Annotated in this window: 20 protein-coding genes; 4 read left to right on the forward strand and 16 right to left on the reverse strand. The window is 37.2% G+C overall.

The annotated features are described in order from the left end of the window. Positions 1-45 precede the first annotated feature (45 nt). Both ASG31_RS07520 and ccsA read right to left on the reverse strand, forming a co-directional pair. Entirely contained in the window at positions 46-1860 is a 1815-nt protein-coding gene (locus tag ASG31_RS07520; protein WP_056030081.1) for a T9SS type A sorting domain-containing protein, read from the reverse strand. A gap of 433 nt (positions 1861-2293) precedes the next feature. After that, the gene (ccsA, locus tag ASG31_RS07525; protein ID WP_056030084.1) at positions 2294-5626 is read right to left on the reverse strand and encodes a cytochrome c biogenesis protein; all 3333 of its coding nucleotides are present in this window, start codon (positions 5624-5626) and stop codon (positions 2294-2296) included. A 247-nt stretch (positions 5627-5873) separates the two neighbouring features. Here ccsA and ASG31_RS07530 point away from each other — a divergent pair, with 247 nt between their 5' ends. Next, a complete protein-coding gene (locus ASG31_RS07530; protein ID WP_056030087.1) occupies positions 5874-8396 on the forward strand; it encodes an FtsK/SpoIIIE family DNA translocase in 2523 nt (840 codons plus the stop codon). A gap of 336 nt (positions 8397-8732) precedes the next feature. Continuing rightward, on the forward strand, positions 8733-9380 hold the full coding sequence (locus tag ASG31_RS07535) for a LolA family protein (protein ID WP_056030092.1): 648 nt from the start codon (positions 8733-8735) through the stop codon (positions 9378-9380). Between the two features lie 95 nt (positions 9381-9475). Here the strand turns inward: ASG31_RS07535 and ASG31_RS07540 are convergent, their stop codons facing one another. Next, entirely contained in the window at positions 9476-12028 is a 2553-nt protein-coding gene (locus ASG31_RS07540) for a M4 family metallopeptidase (protein WP_056031361.1), read from the reverse strand. 299 nt (positions 12029-12327) lie between these two features. On the opposite strand from ASG31_RS07540, the gene ASG31_RS07545 reads away from it, so the two are divergent. Next, a complete protein-coding gene (locus ASG31_RS07545) occupies positions 12328-13782 on the forward strand; it encodes an LptF/LptG family permease (RefSeq protein ID WP_056030095.1) in 1455 nt (484 codons plus the stop codon). Positions 13783-13945: 163 nt separating this feature from the next. On the opposite strand, the gene ASG31_RS07550 is transcribed toward ASG31_RS07545, so the two are convergent. The 12 genes from ASG31_RS07550 to pepE form a co-directional block, all read right to left on the reverse strand. Beyond that, positions 13946-14416, reverse strand: coding sequence for a DUF3347 domain-containing protein (locus tag ASG31_RS07550; protein ID WP_056031365.1), 471 nt, complete (start codon positions 14414-14416; stop codon positions 13946-13948). A 4-nt stretch (positions 14417-14420) separates the two neighbouring features. Further along, positions 14421-16625, reverse strand: coding sequence for a TonB-dependent receptor plug domain-containing protein (locus tag ASG31_RS07555; RefSeq protein ID WP_056030098.1), 2205 nt, complete (start codon positions 16623-16625; stop codon positions 14421-14423). A gap of 41 nt (positions 16626-16666) precedes the next feature. Then, on the reverse strand, positions 16667-17185 hold the full coding sequence (locus ASG31_RS07560) for a hypothetical protein (protein ID WP_131725516.1): 519 nt from the start codon (positions 17183-17185) through the stop codon (positions 16667-16669). A gap of 80 nt (positions 17186-17265) precedes the next feature. Then, positions 17266-18075: a 3-deoxy-8-phosphooctulonate synthase gene (gene kdsA / locus ASG31_RS07565; protein ID WP_056030104.1), complete on the reverse strand. Its 810-nt coding sequence runs from the start codon at positions 18073-18075 to the stop codon at positions 17266-17268. A 39-nt stretch (positions 18076-18114) separates the two neighbouring features. Continuing rightward, on the reverse strand, positions 18115-18642 hold the full coding sequence (locus tag ASG31_RS07570) for a DUF1697 domain-containing protein (protein WP_056030107.1): 528 nt from the start codon (positions 18640-18642) through the stop codon (positions 18115-18117). Continuing rightward, positions 18643-19509, reverse strand: a complete 867-nt coding sequence (locus ASG31_RS07575) for a hypothetical protein (protein WP_056030110.1) — start codon at positions 19507-19509, stop codon at positions 18643-18645. Then, on the reverse strand, positions 19506-20183 hold the full coding sequence (gene radC / locus ASG31_RS07580) for a RadC family protein (protein WP_056030113.1): 678 nt from the start codon (positions 20181-20183) through the stop codon (positions 19506-19508). Before radC ends, ASG31_RS07575 begins: the two co-directional genes overlap by 4 nt. Before the next feature lie 15 nt (positions 20184-20198). After that, complete coding sequence (locus ASG31_RS07585) at positions 20199-20774, reverse strand: murein L,D-transpeptidase catalytic domain-containing protein (protein ID WP_056030115.1); 576 nt, start codon at positions 20772-20774, stop codon at positions 20199-20201. Between the two features lie 3 nt (positions 20775-20777). Then, positions 20778-21446: an ABC transporter ATP-binding protein gene (locus ASG31_RS07590; RefSeq protein ID WP_056030118.1), complete on the reverse strand. Its 669-nt coding sequence runs from the start codon at positions 21444-21446 to the stop codon at positions 20778-20780. 69 nt (positions 21447-21515) lie between these two features. Next, positions 21516-22682, reverse strand: coding sequence for a sensor histidine kinase (locus ASG31_RS07595; RefSeq protein ID WP_056030121.1), 1167 nt, complete (start codon positions 22680-22682; stop codon positions 21516-21518). A 2-nt stretch (positions 22683-22684) separates the two neighbouring features. After that, on the reverse strand, positions 22685-24058 hold the full coding sequence (dacB, locus tag ASG31_RS07600) for a D-alanyl-D-alanine carboxypeptidase/D-alanyl-D-alanine-endopeptidase (protein ID WP_056030124.1): 1374 nt from the start codon (positions 24056-24058) through the stop codon (positions 22685-22687). 85 nt (positions 24059-24143) lie between these two features. Continuing rightward, positions 24144-24836, reverse strand: coding sequence for a dipeptidase PepE (gene pepE, locus ASG31_RS07605; protein WP_056030127.1), 693 nt, complete (start codon positions 24834-24836; stop codon positions 24144-24146). Positions 24837-24991: 155 nt separating this feature from the next. Between pepE and fsa the strand changes: the two genes are divergently transcribed. After that, positions 24992-25645 (forward strand): fructose-6-phosphate aldolase, encoded by a 654-nt coding sequence (gene fsa, locus ASG31_RS07610; protein ID WP_056030129.1) that lies wholly within the window; start codon positions 24992-24994, stop codon positions 25643-25645. A gap of 115 nt (positions 25646-25760) precedes the next feature. Here the strand turns inward: fsa and ASG31_RS07615 are convergent, their stop codons facing one another. Next, complete coding sequence (locus ASG31_RS07615; RefSeq protein ID WP_056030133.1) at positions 25761-26189, reverse strand: DoxX family protein; 429 nt, start codon at positions 26187-26189, stop codon at positions 25761-25763. Between the last annotated feature and the right edge of the window lie 23 nt (positions 26190-26212).

Consider the following 26212-nt stretch of genomic DNA (forward strand, 5'->3'; position numbering starts at 1 on the left):
ATTTTCAAAACAAAACCGGTAATTAGATTTTGCTTACCGGTTTTTTTATTTTACATTCACCTTAAAAACTTTTAACTGACGACCTTTATCGGAAATGAGTTTCACCATAAAGATTCCGCCAGAAAGTTTTTTGCTCAGCTGAATGAAATTAATTTTCTTTTTTTCCAGTTGAAACGTTGCAGCTAATCTGCCAGACATATCATAAACTGCAATCATTGTCTTTTCTTTTTCAAGAATACGTCCAGAGATATAAAAATCTCCGTTATTGGGATTGTCATAAAGCTGAATATCAGAATTAGGGTCAGATTCTGAAGTTGAAAGTGTATTCAAAGCAAATTTCACAATATATCCGAAGGGCTGCCCGGGATAAGGATTGATCATTGCCGGAAACCCTGAACCTGGCGTACCGATTCCGGTACTGCTGCCTGTAACTCCCCAAATGATCAGTGAGCCATCGCTCAAAAATTCAGGATTGTAAGTGTCAGAATAAAGCGAATTGCCTCTTGCTGAAAAGTACGAGCAGTATTTCATATTGCCGAGCTCATCAAATTCGGTAAAATAAGAATTGCTGGAATTGACATTGTTTTCAAATAAAGAAGTGCGGAAAGCACCAGGTGTAGCAATGTTATCGGTATTTGAATATTGTTTTCCTGTCATTACAATTCTGTTGTTAAAAAGTGCCAGATTGCTGAATCCGTTTACAGTATCAGTATTATTACTTCCAAAATAAGTTCCCCAAATCCGGTTTCCTGTAAAATCAAACTTGGTAAGATAGAGATCCGAAGTACCTGTAATCATCGGTTTATAAGCCCCTGCAGTAGCAAAATAACTGCTGTTCGCAAGATCTGACGAAGTTCCGCTGATATAAATTCCTGTACTGCTTACCTCTATTTCATTGGCAAAACCTAAAGAACCAACACCCGGAGAACCGAAATAAGTTCCCCACACCCTTGCACCGCTTGAAGAATCAAATCTGTACAAAATCTGCTTTGCCGGAACATCCGGCTGAAAAGTACCTGCCGTTGTCTGTCCAGTCACAATAGAATCAAACTGACTGGTGAGAATGTAAACACTGTTCCCGGAAACCTCATAATCTGCAACTGCGGAAGGAAGATATGTTCCCCATATTTTCTGACCGGCAGAGTTCAACTTCACCAGATAATTATTTGTGATCTGTGTGGCAGACGAGGGAATATAACTGGCCTGATACGCTCCCGGACTTGCTACGCCGGGAATATCCTCAAGCGTTCTTCCCGTAACGAAAATACTGCCGTCTTTGGTATCCATTCTTAGAGTTACCGCTGGTGCATCAATAGAATTCGGAAGGTATGTTTTCCACAGAAGTGTACCAGAAGGACTGACTTTTGAAAGCAAAAGCGTTAAATTGTTGGATAAAGGATTTGCAGTAAGCCATACTCCAGCTGTAGAAAGGTTACTGACCTGTGAGGGTAAATAATCAAGATAAAATCTGTTGTCGGCAGCATCAATTCCTATCAGATCTTTATATCCTACAGTCTGCCGTACACCAGTGTAACTTCCCTGAAGAAACAGACCTCCGGAAGAGAATGTGGTAGCATAGCTGTTTCCATAGTTTGACGGAATAAAATTTCCTCCGCCCGAAGTAATGTACTGATTATAATACGTCGGTGCGTATCCTGCCTGTTGGAAAGTTTCACTGACTGAATAAATGTTGTTCTGGCTGTCTGTATGAAAAGAATATCCGTAAACAAATTTATCCATTAATAAATTGCCGCATCCGCCCACATAGGTTCCCCAGTCCAGATAATAGGGAAAAGTAGATTGAGCTCTTACCACAGATACCGATGCAAAAAGTAGAAGAAAAATATATAATTTTCTCATTGAGGTGAATTTGATTCAAAATTATTAAATATTTATCAAAGGATTGGAAATGTTTTTAAAAATTTTAGAAATGATAAACTCTTATTAAGTATTTTAAAACAATTATTTCTTATTATGACTCAGGTATAAGTTATCCACAAAAAAATGTGGATAACCTGTGAATTTTAACATTAAATTTATATTGCGTATTAAAATTATTCCTAAATTTACTATGTAATAAAAATGAAATGAAAACTTTTCTTGCTTTTCCATTTTCAGAAATTGCAATTAAATTTGATATAAAATTTAAGCACAGCATTGTCGGCTGTGCTTTTTTGTTGTTGTCTAACTAAAAAAATGAGATGTATTTATCTACTGAGTCCGCTCCTAAATAGCGGATTCTTTTTTTTGTAAAGAAAAAAATATCCCAAAGAAAATTCTTCAGGATATTTTTTTATTTTTTAGTGAGTGCTTTAAATTTGATATAAGAAACTATTGCCAAAGTAAGCATCGTTGCCAAACCAAGATAAACCCAAATCGGGATTGGAACCGGATCTCCTGCTGCATATGAGTGAAGTCCGCTCAGATAATAATTTACTCCAAAATAGGTCATCACCATTGAACAGAATGCAAACATGGTTGCTACGTGAACAGCCCATCTGCTTCTTAATCCCGGAACTAATCTCATGTGTAAAACGAAAGCGTACACCATGATTGAAATGAAGGCCCAAGTTTCTTTTGGATCCCAGCTCCAGTATCTTCCCCATGATTCATTTGCCCAGATTCCCCCAAGGAAGTTACCAACGGTTAGTGTGAAAAGACCAATGGTTAAAGACATTTCAGAAACAATAGCCAGTTCTTTTAATGTTGTGTCATTATGAAATTTGAATAATTTTTTGTCTGCAATAATGTAAAATACCAGTGAAATTACTGCAATAATCATTGACAGTGCAAAGAAACCGTAACTTGAAACGATGATCGCAACGTGTACAATCAGCCAATAAGACTTCAATACAGGGACTAACGGTGTAATCTGCTGGTCAAGCGCCGAACCCCCGTGGGCAAAACCCATCATAATCACTGCAACCATAAATCCTGCCGCTGGGATTAATGCGTTTGAATTGTTTTTAGTGCTGAAAAAACTTTTTTTCTCAGAAAGTACTTTTTCTCCTGTCTGGTCACCGCTGCTCTTCCCGAAACCGAAATAAAAGGCAAGACCTGCAGAAATTCCAATCCATGAGATGAAAACAATGGCCTCGTAACCATTACTCCATGGGGCGTGGCCAGAAATATACCATCTTCCTACCAAACCTAAAAAATGTAAAAAATAACCAACTATCCCAATATAAATGATTGCCCTGATGGCAACAGTAAGCATCTTTTTCGGTTTGAAAAGTTCTATAAAGCCCAGGATAATTAAGAATCCACCAACAAACGTGTAGAAAATCAAAAGCGCAAAATTGATGTTTAATTTGTTCATAAAAACCTCAAGATTAACTTTAGATTCAGAAGGAACTACTGCTTTACCCCATTTCTGCTGATAATCTGAAAGTTTTTTGAGTTCGCCGTCTGCCCTGCTCCAGTTTCCGGATTTCTGTGCCTGAAGAACTTCTGCAAAATAAGGTCCCATCACTTGTTGAGATTCAGCATCTGGTTCCATTTTTTGGTTTAACCAGCTGTTCCATGTGTGATTAGAATCGTTTTTCACAGGTACAATTCTCATAAACTGCCCGCTGAAGAAACCGTTAAAAATCTGAACTTTTTCGTTTATTTTAATAATCTGTTTGTCATATTCAGATTGTTCAGAAGGTTTTTTTCTGAAAGCTGTGTTGAAATCAGCATCAAGAATGTAGGTAAGATTTCCGTTGGCATCAGCCGGGAAAAGATTCATCAGAGAAGTATAGCCATCTTCATCTGCCTTTGTTTTTTTTAAAAGTTCTTCTCCTCCTTTAGAATCTATTTTAATCAGAGGAACCATTGTCCAGCTTGGGGTATCGGTATTGATAGAAATAAACCACTGCTCGGCGGTAAGATATTTTCCGTCAGTTCCTTTAAACTTATCGTGTTTATATAATTTTCTCAAGACGTCTAACGCCTCTGTGTTAATCGGAACAATTCTACCCTCGTAATTCTGTACCAACAGATATCCAAATTTGTCTGCATGTTCTCTGCTGATTTTGTTTTTAGCAATGATTTCGTCAGCAGATATATTTCTCATTTGAGTTAAAGGCCCTGCCAGTGAATTTTGCTTTGGCAGAGGCTTTTCCGGAGCAACTTCGTGCGTATGGCCATCATCTTCCACATGAGTATGCTCTCTGCTTCCGTCATCCTTACCGTGCATTTCTATTTTCTGAGCATTCAGACCAATGCTTAAAAGAACTAAAAGAATGGTTGCTGCTTTCTTTTTACTGATATCTTTCAGCATTCTATTCAATTTCCAGAAATGCGTTCCCTTCCAGAAGAACATCACAAACATTCCACCGAATAAAAATGCATAACCGATATAAGAAATTAAAGTTCCCCAGAAATCGTGGTTTACAGAGAGTAAAGTTCCCATTCTGTCTGGCGTATAACTTGCCTGGAAGAAACGGTAACCTTTATAGTTTAAAACATTATTCATGTAGATTTTATAAGGTGTTTCTTTACCTTCATCAATTATTTTTACATGACTTTCATACGCACTTGGAGATGTACTTCCGGGATAAGTTTCCATAACGAAATCATCTAATTTTATGTTGAATGGTGTTGTGTAAATTTTAGGTCCGAAGCCCATCATGATATTCAGCCCATCCATTGTGACCTGTTTGTAAGCATTTGGGTTTCCTCTCTCTACAGATAAATCTACAATTTGTTTTGTTTTTGGTCCCTGAATTTCAACAGTCAGCTGATCCGGAACATTCTGGTCTTTTTTTCTGTCGCCTTCCACGGCAATTAGATTTCCTTTCCTTAAACCTTCAGGTACTACCAGTTTTAAATCATTAATCGTATATAAACTTCTCAAAACCAAAGGCTGAAACTGATCTTTCAGAGTTGTACCTGTAGCCTGAGTTGCCATCGTCATATAAGCTGCATCTACAGGCGTTTTAATCATGATCTGTCCGCCATTTAAGGCAAATTCCACAGCTCCTTCAATTGCTCTTCCGAACGATACTAAGGTTCCGTTTACAGACTTGGTTTCGCCCTGTTTCAGGTAAATATTCTGTCTTCCTGTGCTTCCGGTAGATACCAGATGAAGATATTCTGCACCCTTACTATTTGGTACCAAACTGTCTTTTTTTCTCTGGATGTAATCTTTCGCTACCACTTTAATTTTCTTGTTGTGAAACTCGTAATTGGCTTCAAAATCCTTATGCAGTGGCGACATCAGATAGGGAATGTCCTGATACGTGAGCACATCACCTTTTTCTTCAATCTGAATTTTGAAGAAATGTTTATCTGTAACAATCTCATTGGTAGTTTCACCTTCACGGATGCTCATTTGGCCTTCAAAACTGATATATCTGGTAATTGCACCGCCAATAAATATCAAAATAAAGGAAAGGTGAAAAACCAGAACCGGCCATTTTTCTCTTCTGTAAAGACGGTATCTTGCAATGTTTCCGCAGAAATTAAGGATCAGCAGAAACATTACCAGCTCAAACCATTTGGCTTCATAGATGAGTGCCTTGGCAGCCGGCGTCCCGTAGTCGTTTTCAAGAAAGGTGGCATAGGCCATAGAGAAGGCATATACCAGCAAAAGTACCGCCATCGTTCGGGTAGAAATAAGAATGTCTGTTAACTTCTTCATGATTTATTTACTTGACTTGCAAAAATAAGGATGAAAAAACGAAAGGTCGAGAAAAAAAACTGTTATTTGTCAGCCAAGAGCCACAGTCAGCTTGTTTGGAATCGTTCTTAATAATTAATTTAAAGTCTCATTTCCAATAAAAAAAGGATCGTTTTGAAGGATGTTTTAAGAAAATTTCTGCTTAAACGCCCACATATTTTACAGAGATTTCTACTAAAAAAACATTAAATTTGCCCACATTGAAGCTATGGAAAAGAAAACACAAAAATCGCAGCCTGTCACTCAGGAACAATCTAAAATCTTATCGAAACCGAGAATCTTTTTCGGTTTGCTGTTTATTGTATTTGCCGGGATTCTTACAATATCGTTTATATCCTACTTATTCAACTGGAAATCAGACCAAAGCCAGGCTGGTGCACTGCTTGACAAAACCATAAAATCTTCTAATATTTTCGGAAAACTCGGGCAGTGGCTGGGCAAAATTTTCATCTATGAAAGTATAGGAGTTGCAGCATTTATTGTGGCATTTCTGTTTGTGGTTTTCGGAACAATGATTCTGAAAAAGAAAATTTTTAAACCATGGATGACGTTTGGGCATTCGCTTTTTTTCATCTGCTGGCTCCCGATTTTTTTCGGGGCAGTAACCAAAGGTCAGAGTGTACTATGTGGTGTTTACGGATATCAGATTATGGATACTATGGTTTCAATGATCGGTTCTGTGGGACTTTGGGTGGTTTTAGCTGTAAGCATTTTACTCTATTTCATTCTTGAATTTAATTTAAGACCAAGCTCAATCAAAAACAGGCTGGATTCTATAAATGAAAATACAATCGGAAGAGTGAAAGCAATGATGCCAAATTCTGAAGAGGATTTTGATGCAGATCAGGAACTGGCTGTGGAAGAAGAAATTCAGCAGGAACCAAAAATCACAGTACAGGAAGTGGTTTCTGCCCCAAAAAAGACAGAAATCATTCCTGAAATTAAAATAGAAGAGCCTAAGCTGGATCCTATCGTCACTCCCAATCAGACTTCCTTTAATGCTGAATCGGAAAAACCGGTTGAGTTTGCCAATTCTGTGAATCTTACAATGCAAACTCCCGCTGCAGTGCTTCCTAAAACGAGCCCAACAGATGCTTTTGAAGTAAATACAAAAAACGTTAATTCTGCGGATAATATTTCATTTAAAGTAGAAGTTGCTCCGGTAATCGACATTGTGGATGATGCAGATAAGCAGTCTCAGGATTTGGTTGATAAGCATGGTTTATACAACCACCGATTGGATTTGGCTAAATTTCAAATGCCTCCTTTAGATCTCCTGAAAGATTATGGAAATGAAGAAATTTCAATCAATAAAGATGAATTAGAAGAAAATAAAAATAAAATTGTTGGTCTTCTGAAAAACTTCAACGTCGGAATTGCTGAAATTAAAGCGACCATCGGGCCAACTGTTACTTTGTACGAGATCGTTCCTGAAGCGGGGATCAGAGTGGCCTCCATCAAAAAATTACAGGATGATATTGCTTTAAATCTTTCCGCTTTAGGAATCAGAATTATTGCACCGATGCCAGGTAAAGGTACAATCGGAATTGAGGTTCCGAGAAAAAATCCCACGATGGTTTCTATGAGATCAGTAATTGCTTCTCAAAAATTTCAGAATACAGATATGGATTTGCCGGTGGTTTTCGGTAAAACAATTTCCAATGAAGTTTTTATGGCTGATTTGTCTAAAATGCCCCACCTTCTGATGGCTGGAGCTACCGGACAGGGCAAATCTGTGGGTATCAATGCGATTCTGACTTCCCTACTTTACAAAAAACATCCAAGCGAACTGAAATTTGTGATGGTGGATCCTAAAAAAGTGGAACTTTCTCTGTATTCTAAAATTGAAAGACATTATTTAGCCAAACTTCCTGATTCGGATGATGCAATCATTACAGATACCAATAAAGTAATCAATACATTAAATTCACTTTGTATAGAGATGGATCAGCGTTATGATTTGCTTAAAAATGCTTTCTGTAAAAACCTGAAGGAATACAACAAAAAATTCAGCGAAAGAAAACTGAATCCTGAAAACGGTCACCGTTATTTGCCTTACATTGTTTTGGTAGTGGATGAGTTTGCAGATTTGATTATGACCGCCGGTAAAGAAGTGGAGCTTCCGATTGCAAGACTGGCACAGCTGGCAAGAGCCGTGGGAATTCACTTAATTGTAGCTACACAAAGACCTTCTGTAAACGTAATTACGGGTATGATTAAGGCAAACTTCCCTGCGAGAGCTGCTTTCAGAGTGATTTCAAGTGTAGATTCCCGTACGATTCTGGATTCTACCGGTGCAGATCAGCTGATTGGTAAAGGAGATATGCTTTATTTCAACGGAAACGAAATTTTGAGACTTCAATGCGCTTTTGTTGATACTCCCGAGGTGGAAAGACTGGCAGAATATATCGGTGAACAGAAAGGTTACGCTTCAGCATTTATGTTGCCTGAATTTGTTTCTGAAGACGGGGCAAGCACCGTTGGCGCGTTTGATCCGAATGAGAAAGATGTATTGTTTGAAGAGGCCGCAAGAATTATCGTTTCTACACAGCAAGGTTCTACTTCGATGCTTCAGAGACAGCTGAAATTAGGTTACAACAGAGCGGGAAGAATAATGGATCAGCTGGAAGCAAGCGGTTTGGTAGGTGGTTTTAATGGGGCTAAAGCAAGAGAAGTTCTCATAAGCGATCTTCATTCTTTGGAACAGTTTTTGGAAGACCTGCGAAATTAAAATTAGAAAAAATAATTTTCTAAAAAGTAAGAGCCTGTTTAAATTTCATCAAAATTAATTTCCACGCCCCTTCCTTCAACAAGCTCAGGATGACATGGGAGTTAATTTTTTCTTTAACCATTTTTAAACAGGCTCTAAAAACATTTAAATTTTTGGGTTTAGTCAGTTTGATTAAGATTGTATCTGAACATCATGATTAAGCTTAAATCCATTTGATTTTATTTAAACTTAAAAAATCATTAGAACCAAAAATTTAAAGTTTTAACTGATATTAATACCTAACCTTTAACTTAAGACTTAAATTAACGTCTAAAGTACAGAACAGAAATTTATAAAATGAAAAATCTATTATTGAAAATAACTGCAGCAGGTTTAATTATCATCAACGCAGGAATGGCTCAGGCTCAGAAAATCGATGCAAAATCCAAGAAAATCCTGGATGATGTAACAGCCAATTATAATGCTAAAAAAAATTCTTACTTTAAATTTTCTTTCGGAAGCGGACTGAACGGGAAAGTGGATAAAACTGAAACTGGAATTTACTACGCTGCCGGGAACAAATACAAACTGAAAATCATGGAAACTGAGCAGATTTTCGATGGAAGTAAAATTTACAACATCAATACTGAGGATCAGGAAGTTACGGTGGCAAAACCAAATGCAGGAAGCCAGATGTTTTCTCCTATCAACTACCTTTCGAGCTACAGAAAAGATTATAATGTGACGTACAGCGGGAAGAAAACAATTAATGGAGTAAGCGCAGATTTCATCAAACTGACTCCCGTAAAATCAAACGGACTGCAGCACGTTTATCTTTACATCGATTCTGCTAAAAAACAAATGCTGAAGCTGGAACAATACGGTAACAATAAAGACATCGCCGTAATTGCCATTCAGGAATACAAAGAAAACCAACAGCTCGATTCTCAGATGTTCACTTTCGATAAGAACAAATATAAAAGCTATCTGGTTACAGAATTATAATACAGAAATCCCGCAAGCGCGGGATTTTTTTGCAATTGAATATTGTTTTCACATAAAAAATGCCTGCGGATTTCACAGGCATTTCTTATTTCACTTTACTTTTTTATTATTTTAAAATTCTGAGTTTTATCTTTTGTAACAACTTTCAGGATATAATTTCCTTTTGTAACCTGCGTTAAATCCAGTCTGTTTTCTGAAGATTTATCTAGAGGATATATCTGTAAAAGCTGACCAGCAACATTGTAAAGCTCTGCACTTTTCACCTCTACATTTCTGCTGTTACTTATCGTGATGATCCCCGAAGTAGGATTTGGATATACTGATAAGCCTTTCATTTTTTCAGTTTCCTGCGTGCTTAAGGCGGCAAAATTACAGTTGTACACGTAGATCTCATCAATGTACCATCCATCTACTCCACCGCAGCCATCAGTTCCCATTTCAAATCTGAATTTAATATTAGATCCGGGAGTTACACCTAAAGTCGTAAGGTTAACGATACTCTGTCCCCAGGTGCTTTCTAGCTCTCCCTTATCCATTCCGTTAAAAGCAGCTTGTCCGCTCAAAGGATTGTCGTTTTGGGCCGTAGCCAGATTAGTATTGTAGGGATTGAGTGTAAACGCGCTTGATGGAACCAACGTCCACGCCCCGCCATTGAGGCTGTATTTAATATTTCCTCCGTCATACGATGCTTCAGTTGCTACATAATGGTTAAATGCCATTTCATAGTTACCTGCTGTGTAAGCCGGAAAGGTAATCAGCGGACTTTCAAGTCTCAAAATTCCGTTTTGAAAGTTGGTTGAGCAGTTTCCATTATTTGGGTCAATGCCAAAAATTGCTTTTCCTGCTCTGCCTCGTGGCAGGGTAGAATCAATAACCCAGTTTCTCTGCGTCCAGGTAGTGTTAGTGCCAATATTTGTTGCAGTCCAGCTTCCTAATCCGTTTTCCCATTTTTCCTGAAATAACGGAGCTGATGTAGCATTTGTACAAAGCTCTGGTGCAGGTGCGGGCAAAACTTTGGTGAAGTTGCACTGCGTATTTACAGAAGAACGAAGTTTTACTGCCAATAAAGCATTCTGCAGATTCTGAAGTTCGCCAATTGAAAATATCTGCCCTGAAGGACCTGCAGGAGCAGCTGATGTTGTAAGACCCTGAAGGTTAATGCCAATAAGATCATTAAATGAGCTTTCTAAAGCATCTGCAAACGCAGAATAGTTGCTGGTAGAAGTGAGATATACATTCTGTGCTCTCCACCACAAATGGGCAGCTTTTGTAAATCCGATAGGTGTAACCGTGTAGCCGCCGTATGTACCTCCGTCTACCAGTAAAGCATAAAGATGATTCCCAACTCCCGAATTTATATGCACGCCGCCAGAATCTGTTGCGGCACAGTGGTAGTAATTTGCATCAAGCATATTACCGGGATTTCCGTTACAGTTGGGGTTCCACATATCTCTCAAGGGTGCGGGTATACCGGTTGCTGTTACATCTTCTCCCATTTTCCATCGCTGTGTATTGGAACATGCAGAAGTAGTGCGGACTGCCAGATTTTCGCCGCTGTCCTGGTAGTTATTCAGCAAATCTATTGTTTCTCCCCAAACGTCAGAATAAGATTCATTAAGTGCCCCAGACTGATACTGATAAATTAAATCACTCGTATATTCTGTATACGCATGACCCCACTCATGTGCCACAACGTCATCTGCAGCAATGTTTGTGCAGTAATTGGCTGTAACGCCATTCCAGTTGGCATTGGGACAGCTGATATTTGGGTTATTGTTGATGGTGATCATGCTATGGTCTGCGCCATCGTATGAAACATAATTAAATGCGTTTTTGAAGAAGTTATAAACATGCTCAGAAGTGATGACCTCATTCTGCTGCCACTGGTCAAGCGTTCCCGGCAATGCATTTCCCTCCTGCCATTTTAGATTGGCGGCATTTGTATTGGTTTCATACAGTTTTCTGTCTATCACATTATGAATTCCTGTAAACTGATCTACGAGTTTTCCCGTGTGAGCGTTGATAAAGACAAATTCACGTACATCATTTTTGTTGGTAACCTCAATTTCATAAGCCAGGAAAGTACTGATCGGTTCTCCCTGAGCGAGGCCTCTCGGGAACATCAGCAGTCTCTGCCTTCCAATCTCCAGGGGCAGATCTTTAAAACCAAGTTTCTGATCTTTTACTATAGATTTTGCGTTTTTTATGGCTACCTCAATCGAAATTTCCGGGGAAGCAGTATCATTGATGTCTGGAATAATATTTCCATTGATGGAAGTAAGCTCTTCATTCCTGTTAAAATGAAATTTCAAAACACCGTCAAAAACAGGTACACCTTTGTAAGTCTGCGCATAAACAACGTTCTTCAGTCCATAGTTATCTATAAATTCTTTTACTAAAACCAGATCCTGAGGAGATTCAAGATTAAAGATTCCGAAATTTTCCTGAATAAAACTTTGAGCTTTTTCTAAAGCAGTACTTCCCTTCAGCTGAATTTTTTCTGCTTGTGGAAATATTATAAAATTTGGTGTAGCAGTATTTGAGTTAAAAGAAATCTGTGCTTTTGTATCGGCAGCAAACCTTGATAGATGAGTAGATTTTTGTGCCGTAGCCAGCAAGGATGCAACTGTAAAGACAGTGCAGATCATTTTTTTCATGTAAATACCAGTTAATATCTGGCAAATATACATCATAAACCCTTTTATCTGTTAAAATTTTCAATAAACTTTATACTAAAGTATAACAATCAATATAAATACAAATATCTGTTGAATTATAGATAAATTTTTTTCTTAATTAAGAGCCGTTTAAAAATGCCTTGAAAATTTCATCAAAATTAACTCCCTTGAGGGTCAGAGAAATTAATTTTGATGAAATTTAAAAAGGCTCTAATTCTTTGAAATGTTTTTTATATCCAATAATCATCTGTTTTTTATAAATTTGCTTCATGTTTAAAATTTTAGACCGATATATTATCAAGACCTTTTTCGGGCCTTTCTTTTTCATATTCAGTGTTCTGTTTTTCATCTTTATCGTCAATATTGTCTGGATTCAGCTGGGGCAGTTTATGGGTAAGGGTTTAAGCACGTTTCAGATTCTTAAACTTCTCTTCTATCTGGGAGTAAATGTAATCACAATGGTACTTCCACTCACTATTCTTCTCGCAAGCATTATGTCATTCGGGGAATTTGGCGAGCGGTATGAGCTGGCAGCAATGAAAGCGGCGGGAATTTCTTTAACAAGAGTAATGATTCCGCTTTTTGGAGTGGTAACCGTTTTAGCTATTCTCCTTTATTTCTTTTCTAATAATATTGTTCCGGACTTTCAGAGGAAGGCAAAAAATATGCTTTTTAATATTGCACAGACCAAACCTGCGCTTAATTTCACACCCGGTCAGTTTATCGACCAGATTCCCGGATACATGGTGAAATTTGATAAAATTGAGGGCAAAAATGCAGAAAAACTGCAAGGAGTTTTTATTCATAAAAAAGCAAATACTTATGATAATCAACAGTCTATCGTAGCCCAAAGAGGCGAATTTGCACCAGCAACCAACCCTGCCTACCTAAAACTTTTACTTTTTAACGGTTACGTTTTTGAAGACAGCTATGCCGGAAAAGGTGAAAATGTGAGGGTAAAACAACCGGATCAGGCCATAAAATTTGATACGCTCACTGCACATTTCGATATCAGCGAACTCATCAGTAAAGCAATTGAAAAAGAGCAGATTACAGACGATTACCGTTTCCAGACCTTTAATGAGCTTAATTCTACAATTGCCACCGTTCAGAAAGACAACAAACGGCTTGCGGACAATATGAGTTCAGATCTAATCTCTCAAACCAGTTCTGCAGTTACATATCTTGACAAAAGCAAAACGAAAGCTCCTGTAAAAGCTCAGTACAAAATTGATACTATAAAAACTGACAAAAAATTAGACCTCATTTTTAACGGATACAACAGGCTAGACAATCTTAAAAGCAGTTTAGACACAAAAAATAATGAGCTGAATCCCAGCGTTAAATACTTCAGTAAAGTAATAATTTACCAGCAGAGAATTCTTACCTATTCTTTCACCTGTATTATTTTCTTTATGATTGGTGCGAGTTTAGGCTCAATTATAAGAAAAGGAGGTATGGGTCTTCCGGTAATCATCGCAATTGTGATTTTCATCATTTTCTATGTCATCAATGTAGGTTTTGAAAATGTAGCGTGGACCGGCAAACTGAATCCTTACCTGGCCGCCTGGCTGCCCAATATTATTTTGTTTCCCTTCGGAGTCTGGATGACGTACAAGGCACTTACAGATTCACAGCTGTTTGACGCAGAAAAATACAAAGCATTCCTGAAACCTATCACCAAAAGATTTGTAAAAGTGAAAGAACATAAAAGATATCAATAATTTTTAATGAAATGAATCTGACTTTTTAACCGCAGATTGATTAATAAACAAAACAATCCTCAGAAATTTATTTTTTCTGAGGATTGCTTGTTTTTGATTGAGACAAAATTTTTATAAACAGATTCTGTATCAACATCTGAAGCTGTTTTTTTGTACTAACGGACTATTTTATTTCCTGCTGAACTTTTCCGCAGTTCAGCATCGAACTTCCGTAATAAGGATTGATGATTTTAGCCTCATTGCTGAGCCATGCCGCATCTGCCATTGGGCAATACTGCAGATAAATGGTTTTATCTGCCAATTTGTATGTTTTTGAGAGCGATAACATCTGATCAGAAATGTTCTGAAATTTCGCTCTCTGAACTTTGATATCTTTAGAAGCCGAAATGAACTGAGCATTATCCTTTATCTGCTTTAAACTGGCACTGTTTACCGTCTTCGAATCTAAGCCCGATGCTGTTTTCAAAAACTCAGAAGCTGAAACCGCAGCTTTTGCAGAACTGTCTGATGCCAAAGCATTTTTCAGGACAATATAATTCTGATAAAGTTTTGAAACCTGTACATTTTTCTTTGACTGAGCGAAAACCATCGATGAACCGAAGGCAACAGCCAAAAATAAAAATTTTGCTTTCATGTAATTATTTAATTTTAAATTCAAGTTTTACATTGAAGAATCTTCCCGTTAATCTTACAGGAACCGGATACATGAGGCTTGTATTGGAATCTGTAATCCACTGGTTAGAAACCGTATTGTTGATATTAAAAGCATTAAAAACCTGTACTCCTAAAATTAATTCTTCAAAATTCCCCCAGAATCCGTAGGTTTTCTTCTTGTCTTTTCTGTCGATAAAAACTTTAGACAAACCTAAATCTACCCTTTTATACGATGGTAAAGTTTTCTGATACTGATAAGGATCTGTAAAAACCGGTGCACCATTCGGAAGTCCCATTGCATAGGTTAAAGTTAAATTCACTCTCATTGAAGGGAATTTCGGCATATAGTCCTGATAAAACATTGCAAATCTTAAACGCTGATCTGTCGGTCTCGGAATGTTGCCTCTTCCATCAATGTTTTCAAAAACGCGTGCGTAACTTGCCGATAACCAGGAATCAATTCCCGGTACAAATTCCCCGAAAAGCCTTGTGTCAATACCATAAGCGTAGCCGGTTGCGTTGTTTTTTCCTGAATATCTGATCCTCACATTATCCATGTAGTAAGGAATCAGATTGTCCATTTTTTTGTAGTAAAGCTCCGTTGTAAGTTTAAAAGGACGGTCTTCAAAAGTAAATTCGTAATCGTTTTTCAGGATAGCCTGAATTGATCTCTGGGATTTTATGTTTGAATTGAAATTACCGTTTAAATCTTTAATTTCCTTGTAAAAAGGTGCCTGGTAATAAATCCCTCCTGATAAAGTGAAGAGCATATCAGCATTCCACTCCGGCTTTATCGCAAACTGCGCTCTTGGAGAAATAATCGTTTCGTTGTTAAAACTCCAGTGTGCTACTCTAGCTCCGGCATTAATAAAAACCCTGCTGGAACCCCAGTAAAATTTCTGAGAATATTGTCCGTATGCAGAGACCCTCGTAGGCTCAATATGGTTTTTACCGGCAATGCTGTAGAATAAATCCAGCTCTGAAGCATCCGGAAAACGCGGGTCAAAATTCTGTGTAGGAATGCTGTAACCTGAAGAATCAACCAGTTTGTATTCATTAGTTAAATCCTGAAGATTTTCTTTCTCGAATTTTAATCCAAACTCAAGATCCGTGTTCACATTTGGCGAAAACTTAGTTCTCAGCTGAGCTCCGTAAGTTCTTACAAACAAATCGTTTCTTGCGTGTTCTATCTGTCCGCCCACGTCGTATGAAGTTACAGGTGCGCCGGTAATCGGGTCAAAAGTCTGTAAAATATAGCTGGATGCGATGGTGTAATATTCTCTTTCACGGTTCTGGTAAGCAAAACTGTCTAAAGTAAATTTCCATTTTTCTGAAGGTTTATAGTTTAAAGAAACTGTTCCCATCATATTTTTGTAAGCGTCATTTTCTCTTCCGTTGTAAAAAACATTAAGATTGATCGGCTGACTTACACTTCCAAAATTAACTTCTCTTTCTTTAGGAATCATTTCATAATCGTTTTTAGAATAAAATCCTATGAACGAAAGTGATAGTTTTTCGTTGAAATGGTAATTGATATAAGACTGAAAATCGTAATATTTTGGGTTGAAATCTGTGTCTTCATTCAAAGTGTTCAGAACCAGATTTGTATTTCTGTATCTTCCTGAAAATAAAGCGGTCAGTTTTTTGTTTTTTGAAGCTAAACCGGCAGTCAGTCTCCCTCCGATTAAACTTGCTTCACCTGAAACTTCAGATTTTTCAGGCTCACGATAGTAAATATTTAATGCTGAGGACATTTTATCACCGTATCTGGGTTCAAAACCGCCGGCAGAAAAGTTCACTGTAGAAACCATATCGGAGTTAATGATACTTAAGCCTTCCTGCTGAGAATTTCTGATGAGAAAAGGTCTGTAAATCTCAATATCATTAATGTAAATAAGGTTTTCGTCATAGTTTCCACCACGCACCATGTACTGTGAAGAAAGCTCGGTATTGGAGTTGACGGATGGCAGAGTTTTGATCAGGCCTTCAATACCTCCGGAAATACTTGCCACGTTCTGTGCATCCCGCGCTGATATTTTCACTGAAGTAAGATCATTGGTTTTCCCTCTGTCTTTTCTCTGGAAAACAATTTCTTCAATTGTATTGATTTTTGTGGTGTCTTTCTTTTTTACCTGCGAAAACGCAAGTACGGGAAGAACGAGACTGAGTGGTAAAACTAGTTTTTTCAATAGAAATGCTTTAAGATTTCGGAACGTGAAATTATTAAATTTTATTTTATAAACTTACTTTTAAGAAAAATTTCTGACCATTCATCTACAAATTCTGCCGGAAGTTTTTTCTGTTTAACAGCTGCGATGCACAAAATAATATCTTTGTCACCTTTCACAAAATAGTAAACCTGAGATTCTGCATCCTTTGATTCTTTGTATGCATCAGCTTCCATAGTGAAAAGTTTGTATTCTTTCCCGGTCTGTTTATTTTCAGAAAGCTCAGTGACAGTGAGATGATGTACTTTTTCCTCCGCCTGTTTTCTGTGATATTCAAATAAAGTTGCAACGGGCAGTGAAGCTGTGTTTTTCATCGTCAGTTTGGTAACAATGATGCTGTAATTTTCCCAGTTTTCATTTTCAGGAATATATTCCAGCACTTTCATCTGCATATTTTCTTTTGAATTAGCCAGTTTCAGTTTATACTCCGCCGGAAAATCTATCTGCAGAGAATCTGTTTTCTGAGCCGAAGACCAGAAAAACATTGAAAAGAAAAATATGAACGAGAGTTTTTTAAACATAGTGAAAATCCAGGGTTAAGATTAAAATTGAAAACAAAAGCTATAAAACTTCCAGCTTCTGACTTCCAGATTCCAACTTTTTATAAAATCGCTTCTCTTACCCTCGTCAGTTTCTGAAGTAAATCTTCCAGAAGATCGAGTCTCAGCATGTTTGCTCCGTCTGATAAAGCAGTTTCCGGAGTTGGATGGGTTTCAATGAAAATTCCGTCTGCACCTACGGCAATACCTGCTTTGGCAACAGTTTCAATTAATTCCGGTCTTCCGCCGGTAACGCCTGAACTTTGATTGGGTTGTTGAAGTGAATGCGTAACATCCAAAATTACAGGTGCATAATTTCTCATCGTGGGAATTCCTCTGTAATCTACAATTAAATCGGTATATCCGAAAGAATTTCCTCTCTCGATAATCGCTACTTTTTGGTTATTGGAATCTGTGATTTTTTCCACTGCAAATTTCATTGATTCCGGAGAAAGAAACTGTCCTTTTTTCAAAGAAACACATTTTCCAGTTTCAGCTGCTGCAACCAAAAGATCGGTCTGGCGAACTAAAAACGCGGGAATCTGCAAAACATCAACGTATTGGGCTGCCAAAGCTGCGTGTTTGTTTTCGTGAATATCTGTTGTGGTGGGAATATTGAAAGTTTCGCCCACTTTTTTTAAGATTTCAAGAGATTTTTCTTCGCCTATTGTGGTGAAAGAATCCACTCTGCTTCTGTTTGCTTTTTTAAAACTTCCTTTAAAAATGTATGGAATTTCGTATTTGTTGGTTAATTCTACAACTTTCTCCGCAATTCTAAGTGCCATATCTTCGCCCTCGATAATGCACGGGCCGGCAATTAAGAAAAAGTTTTTGGAATCTTTGTGGTGTATGTTTTCTAAGTACTGAATCATTTTTATAAATTAAATAAGTTCAGTAAAAATACATAAAAATTAAGTCATTTTTTTGATGACCTTCTCAAAAGTATTCAAATTTCTGCTGGTAAACTGATCTTTCATACTTTTTTTACCTAAAATCTTCCCAAATGTCGAATCTAAAGTATTTCCTTTCGGAACCTGCCAGTAAAAAATTCCGTTTTCGATTTTTGCTTCTTCATTTTCTGCTTTTGAGGAATTTTCAAATTCAGCCATTAAAGTTTTCTCAAAATTTTCATTGCAGACAAAAACATAAATGTGAAAATCGTCATTTTTCTGAAACGGATTGCTATTCAAATAATTCTCTACATCGTTCCGGTTTTTTACGAAAAGGAAATCTTCATAGCTGAAATGATCAGACATCGCTTTTTCCAGAATTACTTTTAGATCAGATTTCGTTTTATCAGAAGAAAAAATAATATTTCCCGAAGCCAAAATTGAACTTACATTACTCATCCCCGCATCCACAAAGACTTTGCAGACATCAGCCATTTTCATGTTGGTTCCTTTTACGTTTACGCCACGGAGGAAAGCACAGTACTTCATTTAACGGATTAATCGGGTTAAAAATTTATTTTGAAGATATGGATAATCACATAATTCTGCACCAAAACTTTTAAAAAAAACCTCAATACCACGGATATTTCCGCCCATGAAATCAAATTTTGTATGCCCGATATGCTGTTCTAAAATTTTATCCACTAAAAATGAAGCCCCGTTATCAGCAATATTTTTTTCTTTGTTTAAAAGTGCAAGGAGATGAAATTCACAAGTGTCTTCAATTATAATAGCCAGATTAATAAGTTCATTTTCTTTCAGTGCTCCAAATAGCCGGATGTGTTTGTTTTGATTCAGAAAAAAAATATATTTCTCGAATTTTGAAAAATCTTTCGTCAGCAAACCTTTATAATTTCTTCTTATGAATTCTGATGTTTCATCATTCAGTTCACATTCTTTAAAATTCAGATACTGCGCAACTTTTACAGTAGATTTTCTTCCTTTAAAATATTTTTTTTTTCTGAGAAAGGCATAATCAGAAACAGGAATCTTGTAGTTTTTTCTTGTCTGAAGTTGCGTTGAAAATTGATTTTTATCATTAAAACTGTAGAGAAAAACAGTAAATTTCTTTTTCAGAAAATTTAGAAAAACATCATTTGTTTTTGGATTATCCGTTTTAGAGAAAACACCTAACTGCTGACAGAAAAGTGGCATACTTACGAGCTTTATACCATATTTTTTCTGCAGGTGAACAGGCATTACAGCTTCGTAATCGTTCAAAACCAAAACTTCCCAGCTTCCTGAGAGGTGGTCTAAAATTTCTATTCGAGCATACCAGTTTTTCTGTTCTGAAGTATGGATACATTGATTATATTTCTCAAAATCAATCTCGTGGTATTTAAGTTTTCTAATCATAATAATCCTTCGTCGGCAAAACTTAAATATGCGTTTTGGGTGATGATGAGATGGTCTAAAAGCTGGATGTTCAGGAGATTTCCTGCGTCCTTAATTTTTTTTGTTATATTGATGTCTTCCTGGCTGGGTTTTAAATTTCCTGACGGATGATTGTGCGAAACAATAATTCCTGTCGCAAAATGATCCATCGCAATTTTAAACAAAATCCGAAGATCCACCAGAGACTGATTGATCCCACCTTGAGTAAGTTGACTGAGATGCACAACTTTATTGTTTTGGTTTAAAAATAAAGCCCAAAATTCTTCGGTTCTTAAATCTGATAAATGAATTTTCAAAACATCGTAAGCCGTTTTACTGCTTGTAATTTGAGGTTTGTCGGGGATTTCCTGTGCAGCTCTTCTTCTCCCAATTTCCAAAGCAGTCGCAATGGATATGGCTTTTACTTCGCCAACGCCTTTAAATTTAGTTAAATCTTTTATTGAAAGTAAACTCAACTGATGCCAGCTGTTATCCACCGAAGCCAGTATTTTTCTGGCTAATTCTACCGCTGTTTCGTCTCTGCTGCCGCTGCCCATAATGATTGCCAAAAGTTCAGAATCGGAAAGTGAATTCTTACCTTTCAGTAAAAATTTCTCTCTCGGTCTGTCGTCTTCTGCTAAAAATTTGATGGACATTTTGTCAATTTAAAATTAATAAAAAGCATACAGAATTATCGTCTTTTCTGAGCTGTCGATGTGCTTGGCAGTTTCTTTAAACGCTTTTGGAGAAAGCATTGGGCAGCCCAGACTCAAACATGACGGAGCATCAGATTCCTCATCAGGAACGCAGTCCAGAGCATGAATTACAATGGCACGGTTTCTCGCATTGCTGTTGGTTTGATCTAAACCATCCAAACGGTAAGACTTTCCGAATTTCCCGGAATAAGATTCTTTAATCTCATATTTCCCCAACGAAGACTGATATGAATTTTCGGTATTGCTGAATTTCAGGTCTCCGTACACTCTGCTGTTGGAGCCGGAGCCATGCGAAACTATTGCCGACTGCAGAATTTTATCTTTCTGCAGATCGTAAACAAAATACCTGTATTTGCCTGATTTAATTTTAAAATTGATAAAAACAGCCAAATCCTGATTGTAATTTCTGTCTTTAATAAAACTTTTCAGCTCAGTGATTTTCTCTTTTGGAATCTGCACATCGGCGGTCTGCGAACGTCCTTCGCAACTTACAAAAAACAGAATCAGAAAAAGAAGAAAATTTTTGAGCATACTTTATTCTACGATTAAACCATCCACCATCACCAGTTTTCGGTCTGTGATTTCGGCAAGATTTGGGTTGTGCGTTACGATGACAAAAGTCTGGTTGTATTTATCTCTCAGATCAAAGAACAATCTGTGCAGATCATCTGCGTTTTTTGAATCCAGATTTCCTGTTGGTTCGTCTGCGAAAATAATTTTTGGCGAATTGATCAATGCCCGTGCAACTGCTACACGCTGAGCTTCACCTCCGGAAAGCTGAGTGGGCTTATGGTCTAAACGGTGCTGGATTTTCAGGTCTTCAAAAATAGATTCTGCTTTTTTAATAGCTTCTCTTTCGTTGGCACCGGCGATTTTCGTAGGCAAAAGAACGTTTTCAAGAGCTGTAAACTCAGGTAATAACTGGTGAAACTGAAATACAAAACCAATATTCTGATTCCTGAATTTCGAGATCTGTTTATCACTCATACTGATGAAAGATTCTCCCGAAATTGTGATTTCAGTACTGTTGTCTTTAGGGATCGTGGGGCTGTCTAAAGTGCCCAGAATCTGCAGCAGTGTAGACTTTCCCGCACCGGATTCCCCAACTATTGAGACCACTTCACCTGTTTTGATGTGAAGATCAACGCCTTTTAAAACTTCTAAATTTCCGTATGATTTACGAATATTTTTTGCTGTAATCATGTTTCAAAAATAGTGTTTTTTTTGCTTTTCCGTATTTTAAATTACACAATATATTCCGGTAATGATTCATTATTTTCTGATTGAAATTCTGAATGTTGTTCCTTTTCCCACTTCTGTCTGGGAAATTTTTATATCGCCGTTGTGATATTCCTGCACTACCCTTTTGGCTAAACTCAAACCCAGTCCCCAACCCCGTTTTTTTGTAGAATAACCCGGTTTAAAGGCGTTTCTGGCTTGGTTGTGCGTCATTCCGCTTCCGTTATCTTTTACTTCTATCAGAATATTTTTGCTTTTACCAATCATCCAGATTTGCAGTTTTCCTTCGCCTTTCATCGCGTCAACAGCATTTTTTACTAAATTTTCAATCACCCAGCTGATCAGAATTTTATTATGCGGAACCAAAACCGGATAGTTGGGAAGATTAAGACTGAAATCTACCCTTCTGGAAATTCTTGTCTTGAGGTAATCGTAATTTTCGGTGATGGTGGCATTCAGATTCATGTCATTGAGTTCGGGAACAGAACCGATTTTAGAAAATCTTTCAGAAATTGTACGCAGTCTTTCGATATCTTTTTCAATTTCTTTCACACCGTCAGAATCCGGGGTTTCCAGCTTCATGATTTCCATCCAGCCGATCATAGATGATAAAGGAGTTCCGATCTGGTGTGCTGTTTCTTTTGCCAAACCGGCCCAGAGATAGCCTTCATCTGTTTTTTTTATCGTTCTTAAAAACCAGAAGATAAAAGCAAGGTATGCAATAATGAAGAGCCCCAAAAAATAAGGGTAATATCTTAAATCACTGAGTAATTTTGAGTTGTCAAAGAAAAACAGCTGTTTGTCTCCTTTTGAAATTTCAAGCTCGAATGGTTTATAATTGCTCTCCATCTTGATGATGAGTTTTTTGAGTTCTTCAGGATCATCCAGAACTTCCTGAGGTATATTTCTGGAGCTTCCCTCGAAAATAAGCGGGTTTTTGTTTTCATCTGTTAAAATGGCCGGTATCTGATCATTTTCTTTAAGAATTGCAAATAAAAGTTCCTGAGTTTCTGAGCTTTTCTGCTGATTTCCCTGCATCATTTTGATGGCTGTTGCAAAAACTTTGATGCGTTCAGCTTCTTTATTTCTCAGATTATTGATGAGAATGTTGGATGAAATAATCAGAGCCACCACAATCACAGTAAGTATAGTAAATACAGACCAGTTGCTGAGACGTGCTAAAAAAGGACGGTTTTTCATAATTATTTTAAATTATTCAGTATCTTCTGCAGCTCTGCACTTCCGCTTCCCTGAAAATTGTTGATGATGATCGCATAAACATATTTTTTACCGTCTTTTGAAGTGTGAAAACCGGCGTAAGATTTTGTGTCGCGCATGGTTCCGCTTTTCATTTTCATACCGTTGTCCTGTGTAGGAAAACCTTCGTCATAACTGCTGAACCAAGGCTGTTTTTTAGCATAAATTAAAGCCTGAACTTCCGCTTTTGCTGAGACGTAGTTTTGAGGCGAAAGCCCGCTTCCATCAGCAAAATTAATCATGTTGGGATTGATTCCTTTTGATTTCCAGAACTCTTTCAGATACGCAACTCCACTTTTGAAACTCGGGTCACCTTTCTTTTCTTTACCTAAAGTTTTGATAAAATTTTCTCCATACATATTTACAGATTTCCTCAAAAACCAATATACGATTTTGTCTAAAGTCGGCGATTCGTACGTGAGAATTATGTTTGTTTTTGGTGCTTCTGAAGTTTTCCTGCCACCAATTTCCAGCTGAGAATCTGTAACCACATTTCCTGATATTTCAATTCCTGATTCTTTCAGCCAGTTCTGAACTTCAACTCCCAACTGCAAAGGAGGATTGGGCAGTGAACCAGAAACCGTTGTCACTTTCCCGGCAGGAAGATTTCCGTTGATTAAAGCTATATCTGAATGCGGTGCAGTAAAAATGAGACTTTGGTCTGAACTTCCGGCTGCTTTCAAATCGTTCAGCCACTTTACGCCTTGCAAGGGATAAGAAAAGTTCTTAAAATCTGTTCCGTTAATATTGATATCAAACTGATTTTCGCGCCAGTTGACACCCCACACTCCGGCTCCGTAATAATTCCCCAAATCGTCCCACGGCCAGCCTCCGGGAATGGTCTGATGGTCGTAATAAGAATCATCAATAATAAGATCACCGGAAATCTTTTTAATTCCTGAATTTCTGACGGCTTCCAGAAGTTTCTGTTTAAAGTTCTCCGGTTTATAGCCTTCGTATCTCCAGCTGCCTAATGTGGGATCGCCATTGGAAGTGATGAATAGATTTCCATTGAGATTTCCGCAAGAAACTGTTCCGGAGTAAGACAATGTTGTTTTGTAGGTGTAGTTTTTGCCTAAAACTTCCAGAGCTGCCGCTGCAGTAAAAATTTTCTGTGTAGAAGCCGTTGAAAGTCCTTTGCTTCCCTGATATTCGTAAACCAAATTTCCACTTTCATCAGCTACATAAAATGAGAGGTTTGATGAGACTGCTGTTGATGAATTCATCAGGTTTTTTGTTGCAACATCTAGTTTCTGCGTAATGTTTTGAGCAAAAAACATTTGTGTGACAATGGTAAAAGCAGCAATGGTAGTTTTCATTTAATGATATTTAATAATACTGGATAATGCTTCGGTTCCAATCAGCATGACAGTTTTGATATTGTAATTTTTTAAAATTTTTAAATTATAAACTGGTTCCTGCTTCTATTTCATAAGGTTCTTTTCCCTTTTCAAAAATCCGGGTCAGTTCGCTTCCTTCCACGGTAATTTTATCACCGATTCTTCTTATCCAGTTTCCTTCCCGAAGTCCGACAACTTTAATGTCATTTTGAGTCAGAAATTCCTTAATTCTTGTTTCTCTGGTTTCTCCGTTATGTTTTAATTCCGGATTTGGATCTAAATAATGCGGATTTATATTAAACGGAACCAACCCCATGCAATCGAAACTCGGTGGGTAAACAATCGGCATATCGTTCGTTGTTTTCATATTCAGTCCGCCAATATTACTTCCTGCACTGCATCCGAGATAGGGCTTTCCGTTTTCTACATTTTCCTTTAAAACAAACATCAGATTTTCTTCGTGTAACGTTTTAACCAAAAGAAAAGTGTTTCCACCTCCTGTGAAGTAGCCTTTTGCTTTATTTAAAGCTTCATTTTTAGCTTTAAACTCATGTAAACCTTTCACTTTTATGTTTATGGTTTCAAAGAAAGATCTTGCTTTTTCAGTATAATCGTCATGAGAAATACCGCCGGGCCGGGCAAAGGGAACAAAGATAATCTCGTTGGTCTCTTTATATAATTCGATGAGCTCTTTTTTTAAATATTCCAGATAATTTCCGCCAAAAATTGTGGAAGTTGAAGCGAGTATGATGTTCATTTTTTTAATTTAAATACATATAAATTACCTTACAAGTGAGGTCAAATATTTTTGATAATTAACAAAGATAATTAAAACAAAGAATTCATAATGCATAAGAAAATTCATTTCAATGGAATGTTTATCTTTGTGGAATATAAATCAATTTAAACGAAATGAAATTTTTTATTGACACTGCCAATTTAGAGCAGATTAAAGAAGCAAAAGACCTTGGAATTCTGGATGGTGTAACTACCAACCCTTCTCTGATGGCGAAAGAAGGAATCCGTGGTTCTGAAGACATCAAAAATCACTATAAAGCCATCTGCGAAATCGTTGACGGAGATATTTCTGCGGAAGTTCTTTCCACCACCTATGAAGAAATGATTAAGGAAGGCGACGAACTCGCTGCAATTCACCCAAATATCGTGGTAAAAATTCCGATGATTAAAGACGGTATCAAAGCATTAAAATATTTTTCTGATAAAGGCATCAAAACCAACTGTACACTTATTTTCTCTGCAGGACAGGCACTTTTAGCTGCAAAAGCAGGCGCATCTTACGTCTCGCCATTTTTAGGAAGACTTGATGATATTTCTACAGATGGTCTGAATTTAATTCAGGAAATCAGATTGATTTTTGATAATTATGGTTACAAAACTGAAATTCTGGCAGCTTCCATACGTCACTCAATGCACATCATTGACTGTGCTAAAATTGGTGCTGATGTGATTACTTCACCGCTTCCTCCAATCTTGAGTTTGCTGAAACATCCATTAACAGAAAGTGGTCTGGCTCAGTTTGTTGCAGATTCTCAGAAATTAGCGTAATAATTTGAGATTTGAAATTCATTTTGAATTTTAAATGTTAGTAAATCAGATTATATAAAATAAGAAATCCCGAAATTGTATAGTTTCGGGATTTTTTTATGTATTTGAAAATTTTTTACCAGTCTGAAGTACGTCTGCGCTTTTCAATCATTCCGTCAACGGAAAACCTTCCTGCACCCAACGTGATGATGATCACGTAAATTGAGAGATAAAGTAAGCTCGATTCTCTTTTATCAAAAGGGTCGGCACCGTGCACAACAAAAGCGGCAATTCCCATTGTAAACAGAAGAAAACCGGCAGCTATTTTTGTAAATAATCCCAGAATAATGAATATCGAACATACAAATTCTGCGAATACTGTTAATGCCAATGAGATTTTTGGGCCTAATCCTAAGAAGTCGTAAAACTTGATGTCTCCTCCTTCAATCAAAGTCTGCAGCTTCGGAAATCCATGCGAAATCATTGCAAATCCTATAAATAATCTCACAATGAGCAATACTATATCAAGAACAAGTGGATTATTTTTTAAATTTTGATAGCTCATCTACTTAAATTTAGCTTAAAGAT

Origin of the sequence: Chryseobacterium sp. Leaf404, from assembly GCF_001424145.1 — a bacterium.
GTDB lineage: Bacteria > Bacteroidota > Bacteroidia > Flavobacteriales > Weeksellaceae > Chryseobacterium.

Bases quoted from the DNA above. Each gene is read 5' to 3' on its own strand.
- ASG31_RS07615 (WP_056030133.1), bottom strand. From the start codon at position 26,189: ATGAGCTATCAAAATTTAAAAAATAATCCACTTGTTCTTGATATAGTA.
- ASG31_RS07530 (WP_056030087.1), top strand. From the start codon at position 5,874: ATGGAAAAGAAAACACAAAAATCGCAGCCTGTCACTCAGGAACAATCT.
- ASG31_RS07590 (WP_056030118.1), bottom strand. From the start codon at position 21,446: ATGATTACAGCAAAAAATATTCGTAAATCATACGGAAATTTAGAAGTT.
- radC (WP_056030113.1), bottom strand. From the start codon at position 20,183: ATGTCCATCAAATTTTTAGCAGAAGACGACAGACCGAGAGAGAAATTT.
- ASG31_RS07575 (WP_056030110.1), bottom strand. From the start codon at position 19,509: ATGATTAGAAAACTTAAATACCACGAGATTGATTTTGAGAAATATAAT.
- ccsA (WP_056030084.1), bottom strand. From the start codon at position 5,626: ATGAAGAAGTTAACAGACATTCTTATTTCTACCCGAACGATGGCGGTA.
- pepE (WP_056030127.1), bottom strand. From the start codon at position 24,836: ATGAACATCATACTCGCTTCAACTTCCACAATTTTTGGCGGAAATTAT.
- ASG31_RS07595 (WP_056030121.1), bottom strand. From the start codon at position 22,682: ATGAAAAACCGTCCTTTTTTAGCACGTCTCAGCAACTGGTCTGTATTT.
- dacB (WP_056030124.1), bottom strand. From the start codon at position 24,058: ATGAAAACTACCATTGCTGCTTTTACCATTGTCACACAAATGTTTTTT.
- ASG31_RS07550 (WP_056031365.1), bottom strand. From the start codon at position 14,416: ATGAAAGCAAAATTTTTATTTTTGGCTGTTGCCTTCGGTTCATCGATG.
- ASG31_RS07570 (WP_056030107.1), bottom strand. From the start codon at position 18,642: ATGAAGTACTGTGCTTTCCTCCGTGGCGTAAACGTAAAAGGAACCAAC.
- kdsA (WP_056030104.1), bottom strand. From the start codon at position 18,075: ATGATTCAGTACTTAGAAAACATACACCACAAAGATTCCAAAAACTTT.
- ASG31_RS07560 (WP_131725516.1), bottom strand. From the start codon at position 17,185: ATGTTTAAAAAACTCTCGTTCATATTTTTCTTTTCAATGTTTTTCTGG.
- fsa (WP_056030129.1), top strand. From the start codon at position 24,992: ATGAAATTTTTTATTGACACTGCCAATTTAGAGCAGATTAAAGAAGCA.
- ASG31_RS07520 (WP_056030081.1), bottom strand. From the start codon at position 1,860: ATGAGAAAATTATATATTTTTCTTCTACTTTTTGCATCGGTATCTGTG.
- ASG31_RS07545 (WP_056030095.1), top strand. From the start codon at position 12,328: ATGTTTAAAATTTTAGACCGATATATTATCAAGACCTTTTTCGGGCCT.
- ASG31_RS07585 (WP_056030115.1), bottom strand. From the start codon at position 20,774: ATGCTCAAAAATTTTCTTCTTTTTCTGATTCTGTTTTTTGTAAGTTGC.
- ASG31_RS07540 (WP_056031361.1), bottom strand. From the start codon at position 12,028: ATGATCTGCACTGTCTTTACAGTTGCATCCTTGCTGGCTACGGCACAA.
- ASG31_RS07535 (WP_056030092.1), top strand. From the start codon at position 8,733: ATGAAAAATCTATTATTGAAAATAACTGCAGCAGGTTTAATTATCATC.